This window comes from Photobacterium alginatilyticum (genome assembly GCF_009910675.1).
Lineage (GTDB): Bacteria > Pseudomonadota > Gammaproteobacteria > Enterobacterales > Vibrionaceae > Photobacterium > Photobacterium alginatilyticum.
In genome coordinates this window covers 46,178-58,039 of the sequence record NZ_RSEJ01000034.1, presented here as the reverse complement: position 1 = coordinate 58,039, position 11,862 = coordinate 46,178, and the positions used below count along the sequence as shown (strand labels likewise).

The following is an 11,862-nucleotide window of genomic DNA, read 5'->3' as shown; positions in this document are numbered from 1 at the left end:
TAGGACATCGCCAGGCTTTATTTGCCTATCTTGGTTATTGCTTGCATCTTTTGATACTTGCGATGCTCATGTGCTAACGCACACTGCGCTTCTCAGTTCAAAACCTACATCGCATAACACAAGATATTCTAAACAAAGCATTTAAAAGTAAGACTTTGTTTGGCACACAGAATAGTGTGGAGCGGTAGTTCAGTTGGTTAGAATACCGGCCTGTCACGCCGGGGGTCGCGGGTTCGAGTCCCGTCCGCTCCGCCACTTATTTGAGTGTCGACTCATTAAAAACGAAACAAACTACAGGGGTGTAGCTCCAATTGGCAGAGCAGCGGATTCCAAATCCGCGTGTTGGGAGTTCGAATCTCTCCACCCCTGCCATATATGAAGCCTCAGTCGAAAGACTGGGGCTTTTTTTCGTCTGTTGCTTCTGCGAAGTAATGTTGGGATAACTAGGCGTCCCCTTGGTTCGCCAGCTCACTTGCTGGCAAGTCCTATCTAATACCAATCTACATAAGCATTTGATCATTCTTGCTGGTTAAAATCACTTTTAACTGCGTTATGAATTTTGTAATTAGAGTAAATCTGAACAACTACTTATCCAGATTGGTATAATCCCTCGGAATTCTGGCTCATATACAAAGCTTCACTATCGATGAGGCTTCACAGCTGTCTGTATACAGAAAGCGATATTAATATTTCTGACACTGAACACTATCAGGGCGACAGAACATGTCTTCCTGGGCATCAGTACATGCATCGACAGCTTTGGTGACAGCGCTTCCTCTGTTGGCTGAACGGCCTGTATACTGCTCGCCAAAGACGCGGATCTTGCATTGGTACATGTGGTCGCCGCTTTCATTGACATCATCCTGAAGTGCAATCTGTCTCTCTAGATATTTAATTTGCTTGGAGAGCAACCGGACCTGCTGCTCGAGTGATGCGATTCTTGCCTCATGATTACCCTGACTGAATGCCCAGCTAGGTACTGAAAATGCTAAGGCTGTGATTAAAATGATCTTTTTCATAAATAGCAATTGAATGGTGTTTTATTTGTGTGGAAGGGTATCAAATATGTAGCCGGTAGCCAATTATTTCAGCAGCAAGCTTGTTTTTCTGACTATGCTCTAGCGGGTTCTTGCTTAGTGGAATCGAGAATAGTTGACGTTTAAATCCTAGAAATGTGATCTTGGTTCAAGTGGGTTATTCTATTTTACCTTCAACCGATTAGCGTCAGAGCTGCTAAAATTGACTCTTATATATTGGCGTTAATTGTCATCAAGAGTGCAGAAATTGGTGCGCAGCGCACGAATTCAATGGTATCTTGTTGGCTTTTGCAGTGAGCGATTTGGGAGTAAGTATGCCGCATCTTCGTTTCCGTGATGTAGAATTTGATACCGTAAAGTCACTGTCGACGGCATTGGTAGATGATCTCCAGCCTTTGATGGCCTGTCCTCGCGAAGATTTCACTCTAGAGCATATTTCGACAACCTTCATTTTTGATGGTGAGGTGTCGTTTGCGTATCCATTCGTTGAGGTGCTTTGGTTCGACCGTGGCCAAGAGATCCAGGATCAGGTCGCGCAACATATCACAGAAGCTGTCCGTAATGCTCTGGAAGAGCCAGAGCAAGATGTTGCTGTTATTTTTACCGCGCTGACTCCAACGGCTTATTACGATAACGGCAAACATTACTGATTAACTATCTTTTCTAGGTTTTCAATGGCAGCTCTGTTGTCAGGGCTGGTTTCGTTTCAAAAAAGGGGATGTAAATGACGCGGTATGCAAAAGTAGCGGCAGGGCTTGGTGTAGTAGCCGGAGTATTAGGTGTCAGTGCTTTTAATTGGTCATTTGATGTTGCCGACACGCCAGAAGTCAGCGCGAATGTACTGGCTCCGCAGTTTTCCTACCGCTGTATTGAAAATGCTATCGCACATCCTTTGGACACCGACGGTGAGTTTACTGTGTCGGTATGGAACATCTATAAGCAACAAAAAGAAAACTGGCGCTCAGCCCTGGAGTCATTTTCACTAGATAGTGAATTGGTCCTGTTACAGGAAGCAAGCTTGAATACCGACTTACGTGATTACCTGGATGACAGCAACTGGAAAGTGCGGATGGCTAATGCGTTTAAGTTTATGAATACGCCGGCGGGAGTGATGAACTTATCGAGCGTCAACGCCAAAAGTACCTGTGCCTACCTGACGATGGAGCCTTGGCTCCGGTTGCCCAAATCAGCGCTATTGTCTGAGTTTGCGCTTTCAGACGGCAATACACTGATCGTTGTGAATTTGCATGGTGTGAACTTTGCGGTAGGGCTTGATGAATATCAGGAGCAGCTCGATAGCCTGCGGACGGTATTGGCTGTTCATTCCGGGCCAATTATTTTGGCCGGTGACTTTAACACCTGGCGCCAGGCTCGGATCGATGTTGTTAATACGTTTGCCGAAAGTCTGGGGCTTCGTGATGTCCATTTGAGAGAAGATCAGCGGATCAAGGTGTTTGGCAAGCCGCTGGATCATTTGTATTACCGCGATCTCCAGCTTGTCAGTGCAGAGGCACCGAAAACCGATGCCTCAGATCATAATCCCATTATTGCCAGCTTCAGACTGCAATGATCATGATTGGCCAAATAATCAGTGCGAGCAGCCACGGAAGAATGGCGACGACAATTGATTTGGCCCGATCAAAGTCAGTCCATGCTGTCACAACAGCATAAGTCAGTGTGATATACCACGGTGCCAGTAGCGGGATTGTTGCCGCAAAAGACGCCCATGGATTGCTCATCGGCAATTTTATCAGGCCGTTCAAGCTATTGAGATCGGCTGCATTCGGCATGATATTGTTGCTGTTGAACATGATGTTGGTGTAGCTGGCAAAATCGCCGATCAGAGTTGGTAGCATGATAAAGCATGATGCGGCCAGCCATTTGCCATAGCTGTGCTTGTACTGATTACTCTTGGTGGCTAGGTGCAGCCAAAGTGCCAGAACAAATATACATAACGTGCGTCCGGCAATATCAGCGACGACTTCGCTAGCATGCAAAGCTTCTTGGGTCAGCAATGACGGCTCCATCTGCTGGTTCAGATTTGTAAACTGAACCATTAGCTCCTGCTGTAGCCAGGCCATGTCCACATTGCTGAAATAGCTGCTCCAGAAGAAAATGGGTCCCAAGATAACGATCAGGTAGGGCAGAAAGGCCCATCTAGGACGATCGTATACGGCCGCAAAGCAGTCAATTGGGGAGCGGAATGCATCGAATACCGCAATGAATGGGTTTTTAGACGGTGTCATACACTGACCTTAGTTACATCAACATAGAGTTTTAATTTTTGGCCGGGTTTTAGATACTTCTGGCCGCTAATCTGATTCCATTTTACAAGGTCTGAAACTTTGACTTTGTACCGCTGGGCTATGGCGCTGAGGTTATCACCGGAGCGGACCTTGTAGTAGACAGTACGGATGACGCCACCCGTTGCACTGTTCTTCCAAAGGGTCAGCTTCTGTCCGATACGTAGCGGCTTATTCTTGCTTAGGCCATTCCACTTGGTGATTTGGTCAATAGAGACTTTCTCACTGCGGGCAATAGTCCACAGACTGTCGCCAGACTTCACTACGTAGGTTGTACGATAGCCGCTGCCATGGCTTTTCTGGGTTCGGGCGGCAAGCTGAGCCGATATACTCTCGCCATCTTGCATCGCGACTGGGATCAGAATATGGCGGCCAACACGAATATTGCTGCCGGACATATTGTTAGCCCGCTGGATCTGTTTGGTAGTGGTCTTATGTTTCTGTGCAAGTACACTCAATGTATCGCCAGATTTCACTTTGTAGCGAACCACTTTCATTCCCTGGCGGCCATTACTGGCAAACTGGCTATTGAAGTGGTCAACTTTGTCGATTGGCAAGAGTAGGTGGTTAGGGCCATCCGGTGAGGTCGCCCAGTGGTTGTAGGCAGGGTTGAGGTTTTGCAGATCTTTGAGCTTCATGCCGGCATAGCTGGCGGCCATGGCTAGATCCATCTGGGTATCCGGCTTGACGAGCTCAACCGCAGGTTCATTAGGAATCGCCGGGATGGTTATACCGTATTTCTTTTGGTTTTTGATCACGTCGGCAACAGCCAAAAGCTTAGGTACATAACCGCTGGTTTCTTTCGGAAGATCCAGTGACCAGAAGTCAGTCGGTTTGCCGGCAGCCTTATTCTTGCGAATTGCCCGGAATACACGTCCTTCACCGGTGTTGTAAGCTGCGAGGGCATGAAGCCAGTCGCCATCAAACTTTCGGTTCAGGTACTCCAGCAAGTCCAATGCTGCCTGGGTCGATTCGACAACATCGCGGCGACCGTCATACCACCAGTTTTGCTCTAATCCGAAACGACGACCGGTATCTGGAATAATTTGCCATAGACCTGCTGCTCTGCCGTGGGAGTAGGCAAACTGATCAAAAGAGCTTTCAACAATAGGAAGCAGGGCGAGTTCCAGTGGTAGGTTACGTTTTTCGATTTCTTCGGTGATGTAATATAGAAAGGGTTCGGCGCGCCCGGCAACGGTTTTAAGATGGCCCGGATAGCGCAGGTACCAGTTACGGTAGTATTTGACGCGTTTGTTTTCAGGAATATCGGCGGTCAGCTGCATGGTAATGCGCTTCCATACATCGTCTTGGTCCTGAGGCGTTGCTACGATGACCTTTTCAATGGCGACAGGCTTGGTTGTTTCTTCCTGTGCAGAAGCCGCTGGCACTTGTACAGAGGCTTCTTCGTTCTTATTGGTTGTATTCGTTTGTTCTTCTACTGTATTTGTCGTATTCGTAATTTGGCAACCAGCCAGTAATAGCGCGCTCGCTAAAAAAAATCGGGATTTCATGGAACCTGCCTAAAGCCAAAATAGTTGGAGATGATACTTGGCCAACTACCTTGGAGACAAGTGACCCAGGTCAAAATTCGTCTTTCCAACGACGCAGTGCAGCGAAGGTCTCCAGATCACTGTCGTCAAATGCCTTATCTGCAACGGATTTTTTGATACTGGCTTGATCACAGCGTAAAAACGGATTTATTAATTTTTCTTGTCGTAATGTCGACGGGATCGTGCTGATACCCTGTGCCCGCAGTCGGCTGACATCTTCGCGGTAACGTTGCAGGTGAGGGTTGTCCTGTTCGGCGACTAAGGCAAAGGCAATATTACTGCTTGTATATTCATGGGCGCAGTAGACTTCAGTTTCGTCTGGTAGCGCTGCAATTTTCTGTAGCGAGCTGTACATTTGAGCCGGAGTACCCTCGAACAAGCGGCCACAACCACCGGAGAACAGGGTATCGCCACAAAACAGCTTTTCGTCCCCGACATAGGCAACATGGCCTGCGGTGTGTCCGGGAACGCTCAGTACCATAAAGCGTTCGCCGAATATTTCTACTTGGTCGCCATCGTCGACAGACTGCGAGACGCCGGGAATGGGCTCGGCAGAAGGGGCAACTATATTGACATGAGGAAACGCGCGCTTGAGCTCGCTGATCCCGCCAATATGGTCATGATGGTGATGAGTGACCAGAATGGCATCAAGAGTGAGCTCTTCTTCTTGTAACACCTTGATTACTGGCGTTGCATCACCAGGATCAACGACGACGCAACGTTTGTCCGGACTGTGAATAAGCCAGATGTAATTGTCATTAAATGCAGGTATGCTTTTTACTGTAAGCATGTAATTTGTCTCCAGCCTTTAGGTGTTGAGCAATAACTTATGAAGCCAGCCCGCACGTTAACAGATATTGAATCACCACATACCTGGTCACAAGTCGTCAATGGCGAATGGGCGGCGGAGCTGCTCCAGGCCCAGCTTGATGAATGGTGGCCAAAGCTATTCGGCTATCATATGTTAAAGCTTGGTGGGCTAAGTTGTGAGCTCGCCAGTGGCCATTGTAACATCCAGCATCAGATTTGCATTGATAAGTTCAATCCGCTGCATACGGTCATAGCCGACCACTTTTCCCTGCCTTTTGTGGAAAAGTCGTTTGATGCCTGTGTGATCACCCATCAATTAGATTATTGTTCAGACCCCCACCGCTTGCTGCGGGAGATCGACCGGGTGATGGTGGATGACGGCTATATCCTGTTAAGCGGCTATAACCCGGTAAGTATTCTCGGTATGCGGGGTTTGCTGCCTTGGAATCGCAAGCGCTTTCCGTGGAAAGGGCGGATGTTTATGCCGATGCGGGTGAAAGACTGGCTGGGAGTACTGAATTACGAGGTGGTCTTTCACGAGAATTTTGCGGTACTGCCGGCGACAAAGCATCAGGCCTGCTCGGCCTGGGCAGAAAGCGTGTTGTCTGAAACGTGTTCGTCGGTTGGCAGCATGTACTTGATTGTCGCCCGTAAGCGGACGGTCCCCCTCAAGCCGATAAAACCAACCTGGAAGTTGCGGCGTCAGCTAACGCCGCTGGGACTCAACTGCCGGACCAAGGTAAGCCAGAAAATAAAAGGGGCGTAACATTGTTGCAGCGAGTTGAAGTCGTTACGCCTTGTAGCCGGTATCATCCTGGGTCGGGGACTCGGCGGCAGCACGGGCCAAATCGTCACAGCGTTCATTCTCCGGATGGCCAGCGTGGCCTTTTACCCAGTGCCACGATACTTGATGGCGCTGTGTTTCTGTATCAAGACGCTGCCAGAGATCGGCATTTTTAACCGGTTTTTTATCGGCAGTCTTCCAGCCGCGTTTCTTCCAGTTATGGATCCACTGGGTGATCCCCTGGCGGACATATTGACTGTCGGTGGTGAGATCAACCTGGCAGGACTCTTTGAGGCTTGACAGGCCGATAATGGCTGCCAGCAGTTCCATTCTGTTATTTGTTGTCAGGTAAAAGCCGCCACTGAGCTCTTTTTCGTGCTGCTTGTAACGCATGACGGTACCATAACCACCTGGCCCCGGGTTGCCGAGGCAAGAACCATCGGTGAAAATTTCTACCTGCTTGGACATATTTGGTAGTATTCGCTTTAGGAAAAACTTTAGTCTGACACAATCGCTACTATGAAAGCTACTAACGAACGTATTATCGTATTCGATACCGAAACAACCGGTATGAATATGACCGGCCCTCACTATGAAGGCCACTGTATTATCGAGATCGGTGCAGTTGAAATTATCAACCGTAAGCTGACGGGTAATAGTTTCCATGTCTATATCAAACCGGATCGGGAGATCGATGCGGAAGCGGTTGATGTTCACGGTATTACCGATGAGTTCTTGCTTGATAAGCCGACATACCGGGAAATCCATGAAGAGTTTATGGAGTTTATCCGTGGGGCAGAGCTGGTGGCTCACAACGCGCCCTTCGATATCGGCTTCATGGATTACGAATTCAGGAAAATGGGTTCGTCAATCGGCAAGACCGAGGACTTTTGCAAGGTCACCGATACCCTGGAGATGGCCAAGCGGCTGTTCCCGGGAAAAAGAAACAACCTTGATGTACTGTGTTCGCGATACGGTATAGATAACTCGCACCGTACTCTCCACGGGGCATTGCTCGATGCCGAGATCCTGGCTGACGTATACCTGATGATGACAGGTGGCCAGACATCGCTGGCACTCAGCGCCGGCAGCGAAGAAAGTGACACTGGTACAGAAAGTGCCATCCGCCGTCTGGCATCAGGAAGAAAATCATTAAAGATCATCAAGGCATCGGCCGATGAAATACAAGCGCATGAATCGCGCTTGGATCTTATCGAGAAAAAAGGTGACGTCTCGCTGTGGCGTCAATAGAGGTGCTATGCGGCGGTTATTATTGCTAGTGATGCTGATACCGGTACTGTCTTGGGCAAAAGACAGTACGGCTATGTCGTGGCTGGATAACCGTTTCCGTGTTGATCCGACGGTCGAACAGGTCTCGTTTGTCGTCAAGCGGGGAGACAACAGCCGGGCGATTGTCCTGGTGCGTCCTGATGGCAAGAAATACTATTCCTTTCGTCATCCGAAGAATGTTGCTTGGTATGACGAGCCTGGGATGGACATCATTTCTATCGAAAACCCGATGCCGGGCCCCTGGCAGGCCGTCGGCAAGGTCACCCCGAAGAACCGGATCGTTGTCTTGTCCAACCTCCAACTGACGGTGGAGGATCTGCCTTCGCGGCTCTATCAGTCCGAGACAATTAAGTTTACCGCCCGCCTGACCCAGGAGGAAAAGCTGCTGACCATGCGCGATTTTCTTGATCGGGTAAAGATGTCAGTCGTTTTTTACGAATACATTGAAGATGCCGATAACCTTCCGAAAGAAGCACAGCCGAGCCCAATCGTCCTGGGCGAGTTTGCCGATGACGGACTGTCCTTTGATGAGGTACCGGGAGACGGTGTCTTTACGGTCGCCCTGCCCGTGACTGTCCAGCCAGGCAAGTATCGGGTCAGGATCACCTCGGGCAATGGCGTTTTCCTGCGTACCGTCGAGCAGGAGGTACTCGTGTATCCGCCGCCACTGCGGGCGAGCTTTATTCAGGGACGCGGACGCAGTGAGCCCCACCAGGTCGTGGTAGAAACGGAAGAGGGAGCATTACTGCCCGGCTCCCTTGCTGCCCACATTGTGCAGATAAACCCTGACGGCGATGAGACCATCAGCCAGCAACATGCCCTGTCTGACGAAGACGGATTGAAGGTACGCCTGCCCAATGGCGAGGCGCCGGGTCGTTATGGCTGGTATGGCTGGTTATATGCGACTGATAACTTCAATAACCGGGAGCTGATCTTCAAGCTACCGGAAAATCATTTTGCGGTGATGGCCGAGCTGCAGCTGGATCGTAACCTGGAAGAGTTCAGGGCCCAGCAGGAAGCCAAAGCCAAACGGGAAGAGATGCTGCGAATTGAAGCGGAGAAGCAGGCTGAGCGCTCCAAGGTGATGAAAATTATCCTGGGTGCCAACGTACTGGTAGTGGTGCTGGTGGTTGTGATTGCCTTCCTATGGCGCAAGCGCAAAATGAAGAAAGTGCTGGAAGAAGATTCACTGGTTGTTCCGGCGTCCTGATAGCAGTAAACAACATAGGGTAAGTCAAGGCATCCAGCTTGCTTGGTGATTAGCTCAAAAAGAAAGGGAAGCCACTGTGGCTTCCCTTTTTGTTAGCTTGAGTAATCTAAGTGTTATCAGGCTGCAATGTCTTTTTCCGATGGCTGGTAGGGTTTGGCTGCCAGTTCTTCGGGTTCAAAATCATCGACATTGATCGTGCGTAAGCGACCTTCTTCAGCTCGGCGCAACAGCTCGGCTTCACTCTCGTTGATAGCATTAAGCTCCAGGCCAACCGTCGCCACATTATCCAGCTGCATGAACGGGAACTTCTTGCCGGCAGCCTGACAGACACGATCATAGATTGGCTCGGCGGCCAAAATATCTTTCAGTGTCTCTTCAATCATACCAACCGCATTGTTCTCGCATGCTTCCAGGAACTGACCGCGACCGATACGGTTACGGGTTTCACTCGGTGTCTGAATAATACGGGCAACTTTATGATCCAACTTGTCCGTCGGTTTTACACGCCCCAGCCCAAGAGGGAAGATCATGGTGCGCATGATCGCGGCAATCGGACGGTTCGGGAAATTACGCAGGAACTCATCCAGTGCTTCCTGAGCCTGGTATAGCGAGTCCTGCAAGCCCCAGTGAACCAGTGGCAGGTCATCTTGCTTGCAGCCGTCGTCCGCATAACGCTTGAGGGTTGCTGACGAGAGGTAGAGCTGACTGAGTACGTCACCCAAACGGGCAGACAGGCGCTCTTTGCGCTTCAGCGAACCGCCGAGCACTGCCATTGAAATATCGGCGAGCAGGGCAAGGTTGGCACTGTAGCGATTCAGTTGCTGGTAGTAACGGGCCGTGGCATCCTTGCGTGGTGCCGAGGACCCCCTGCCGTCAGTCAGGCCGAACCAGAATGAACGGACCATGTTGCTGATCACAAAGCCAACGTGGCCGAACAGGGCACTATCAAAACCATTCAGTGCTTTTTCTGCATCATCATTGTAAGCCGCATCCATCTCTTCCAGCACATAAGGGTGACAGCGTATTGCCCCTTGGCCGAAGATTATCATTGAGCGGGTGAGGATGTTTGCGCCTTCCACGGTAATCGCAATAGGCGCGCCCTGATAGCCACGTGCCAGGAAGTTGCTTGGCCCCATGGAGATCCCCTTACCACCGACTACGTCCATGGCATCAATAACACTACGCTGGCTGCGGTGGGTACAGTGGTATTTGACGATGGCTGAGATGACCGAAGGTTTCTCGCCTAAATCAATACCGGAGACCGTCAGGTTACTGGCTGAGTCCAGGACGTAGGCATTGCCTGCTATACGGGCCAATGGTTCTTCAATACCTTCCATTTTACCGATCGGTAACTTGAACTGGCGGCGAATACGGGCATAGGCACCGGTTGCCATGGCTGCGGTTTTCAGGCCGCCTGTGGAGTTCGATGGCAAAGTGATACCACGGCCGACAGACAAGCATTCAACCAGCATACGCCATCCCTGACCGGCCATTTCCTGGCCACCGATGATAAAACTGATGGGCACGAAGACTTTGTCACCCTGAGTCGGACCATTCTGGAATGGCACGTTTAACGGGAAGTGACGACGGCCAATTTGGACCCCGTCGATATCGGTTGGGATCAAGGCGCAGGTAATGCCGAGATCTTCCTCATTACCCAGCAGGTGATCGGGATCGAACAGCTTAAAGGCCATACCTAACACAGTCGCGATTGGGGCCAACGTGATGTAGCGCTTATTCCAGGTCAGTTCCATCCCCAAGACTTCTTCACCTTGCCACATCCCTTTTTTGACGATGCCAAAATCAGGAATTGAGCCTGCATCAGAGCCGGCTTCTGGGCTAGTCAGGGCGAAACAAGGAATTTCCTTACCTTCTGCCAGACGAGGCAGGTAGTGGTCTTTTTGCGCTTTGGTGCCGTAGTGCTGCAATAGTTCACCCGGGCCGAGTGAGTTCGGCACGCCGACGGTCGAGGAAAGGACGGCAGAGACACCAGTCAGCTTTTGTAGCACCAGAGATTGGGCATAAGCTGAAAATTCCAGACCGCCGTATTCTTTTTTGATGATCATGGCGAAGAATTTATGATCCTTGAGGTACTGCCAGACTTCGGGGGGCAGATCGGCCAGTTCATGTGTTACCTGGAAGTCGTTGACCATTCGGCAGACTTCATTGACAGGGCCGTCGAGAAAGGCTTTTTCTTCTGCGCTCAGGCGCGGGGCCGGAATATCATGCAGTTTGTTCCAGTTAGGTGCGCCGCGGAACAGATCAGCTTCCCACCAGACGGTACCGGCATCAATGGCTTCCTTTTCGGTACGGGACATCTCGGGCATAACGCTTTTAAACGCTTTGAGAGCGGGTTTACTCAATAGGTTTTTGCGTAATGAAATCACGTTTAATGGTATTGCAATCAGCAGGAAAACTAACCAGCTGTACTGGCCGACGATGTCGAGTACCGAGCCTACAGCCAGTGCTGCCACAAACATAGCGGTAAAGGTTCTGAGGTTGGCACGGTGGTAGGCGAGTACACCGGTTATACCAATTAGCCCTAGTAGGTACACAAGTGTAACCATGATGATTCTCCTTATCGGTGGGCGTTGATTTATTATTATTGGGTACGTTTTATGCAAGGTAAGAGGTCTTACCACTTGTGATAAGTGTAAGGCGATCTTTAATGAAATGTAAAATAATTTTCTGTTCTGAAAGGATGGCGTTATGTAAAGATGTCCTGTCATCCCTTGTTACATAAGGGCTTGATCAAGATCAGCGAGTTGGAAAAATGTGCTTGCGAAAATAAGTCATACAATTAATATGGACCGTATTGTGATGCCGTTCACGCTATTTACCAAGTTGACACCAGTGTCAATCTAGGCTGTGGATGACT

11 protein-coding genes and 2 tRNA genes are annotated in these 11,862 nt (G+C 49.9%); 7 read left to right on the top strand and 6 right to left on the bottom strand.

Translation table 11 applies throughout. From position 1 onward, the window contains the following. Positions 1 to 178 precede the first annotated feature (178 nt). Both EIZ48_RS24510 and EIZ48_RS24505 read left to right on the top strand, forming a co-directional pair. Positions 179 to 255, top strand: a tRNA-Asp gene (locus EIZ48_RS24510). 40 nt (positions 256 to 295) lie between these two features. Further along, a tRNA-Trp gene (locus tag EIZ48_RS24505) sits at positions 296 to 372 on the top strand. 311 nt (positions 373 to 683) lie between these two features. On the opposite strand, the gene EIZ48_RS24500 is transcribed toward EIZ48_RS24505, so the two are convergent. Then, positions 684 to 1,019 (bottom strand): hypothetical protein, encoded by a 336-nt coding sequence (locus EIZ48_RS24500; protein ID WP_160657550.1) that lies wholly within the window; start codon positions 1,017 to 1,019, stop codon positions 684 to 686. 332 nt (positions 1,020 to 1,351) lie between these two features. Here EIZ48_RS24500 and EIZ48_RS24495 point away from each other — a divergent pair, with 332 nt between their 5' ends. Both EIZ48_RS24495 and EIZ48_RS24490 read left to right on the top strand, forming a co-directional pair. After that, the gene (locus tag EIZ48_RS24495; RefSeq protein ID WP_075765037.1) at positions 1,352 to 1,687 is read left to right on the top strand and encodes a DUF1904 domain-containing protein; all 336 of its coding nucleotides are present in this window, start codon (positions 1,352 to 1,354) and stop codon (positions 1,685 to 1,687) included. 74 nt (positions 1,688 to 1,761) lie between these two features. Continuing rightward, a complete protein-coding gene (locus EIZ48_RS24490) occupies positions 1,762 to 2,607 on the top strand; it encodes an endonuclease/exonuclease/phosphatase family protein (protein ID WP_160657549.1) in 846 nt (281 codons plus the stop codon). Here EIZ48_RS24490 and EIZ48_RS24485 read toward each other — a convergent pair. The 3 genes from EIZ48_RS24485 to gloB all read right to left on the bottom strand — a co-directional run bounded on the left by EIZ48_RS24485 (position 2,594) and on the right by gloB (position 5,680). Next, the gene (locus EIZ48_RS24485; RefSeq protein WP_160657546.1) at positions 2,594 to 3,283 is read right to left on the bottom strand and encodes a Yip1 family protein; all 690 of its coding nucleotides are present in this window, start codon (positions 3,281 to 3,283) and stop codon (positions 2,594 to 2,596) included. The genes EIZ48_RS24490 and EIZ48_RS24485 overlap by 14 nt on opposite strands. Continuing rightward, the gene (locus EIZ48_RS24480) at positions 3,280 to 4,851 is read right to left on the bottom strand and encodes a lytic transglycosylase (protein WP_160657545.1); all 1,572 of its coding nucleotides are present in this window, start codon (positions 4,849 to 4,851) and stop codon (positions 3,280 to 3,282) included. The genes EIZ48_RS24485 and EIZ48_RS24480 overlap by 4 nt, the downstream gene beginning before the upstream one ends. A 70-nt stretch (positions 4,852 to 4,921) precedes the next feature. Further along, positions 4,922 to 5,680 carry a hydroxyacylglutathione hydrolase gene (gene gloB / locus EIZ48_RS24475; protein ID WP_160657543.1) on the bottom strand — a complete coding sequence of 253 codons (759 nt, stop codon included), beginning with the start codon at positions 5,678 to 5,680 and terminating at the stop codon, positions 4,922 to 4,924. 39 nt (positions 5,681 to 5,719) lie between these two features. Between gloB and EIZ48_RS24470 the strand changes: the two genes are divergently transcribed. Next, positions 5,720 to 6,466 (top strand): methyltransferase domain-containing protein, encoded by a 747-nt coding sequence (locus tag EIZ48_RS24470; RefSeq protein ID WP_160657542.1) that lies wholly within the window; start codon positions 5,720 to 5,722, stop codon positions 6,464 to 6,466. A 24-nt stretch (positions 6,467 to 6,490) separates the two neighbouring features. Here EIZ48_RS24470 and rnhA read toward each other — a convergent pair whose 3' ends face one another. Further along, complete coding sequence (gene rnhA, locus EIZ48_RS24465; RefSeq protein ID WP_160657540.1) at positions 6,491 to 6,952, bottom strand: ribonuclease HI; 462 nt, start codon at positions 6,950 to 6,952, stop codon at positions 6,491 to 6,493. 51 nt (positions 6,953 to 7,003) lie between these two features. Between rnhA and dnaQ the strand changes: the two genes are divergently transcribed. Continuing rightward, positions 7,004 to 7,735: a DNA polymerase III subunit epsilon gene (dnaQ, locus tag EIZ48_RS24460; RefSeq protein ID WP_160657538.1), complete on the top strand. Its 732-nt coding sequence runs from the start codon at positions 7,004 to 7,006 to the stop codon at positions 7,733 to 7,735. A 7-nt stretch (positions 7,736 to 7,742) separates the two neighbouring features. Continuing rightward, on the top strand, positions 7,743 to 8,984 hold the full coding sequence (locus tag EIZ48_RS24455) for a TIGR03503 family protein (protein WP_160657536.1): 1,242 nt from the start codon (positions 7,743 to 7,745) through the stop codon (positions 8,982 to 8,984). A 116-nt stretch (positions 8,985 to 9,100) separates the two neighbouring features. Here EIZ48_RS24455 and fadE read toward each other — a convergent pair whose 3' ends face one another. Beyond that, the gene (fadE, locus tag EIZ48_RS24450) at positions 9,101 to 11,551 is read right to left on the bottom strand and encodes an acyl-CoA dehydrogenase FadE (protein ID WP_160657533.1); all 2,451 of its coding nucleotides are present in this window, start codon (positions 11,549 to 11,551) and stop codon (positions 9,101 to 9,103) included. Positions 11,552 to 11,862: the final 311 nt, after the last annotated feature.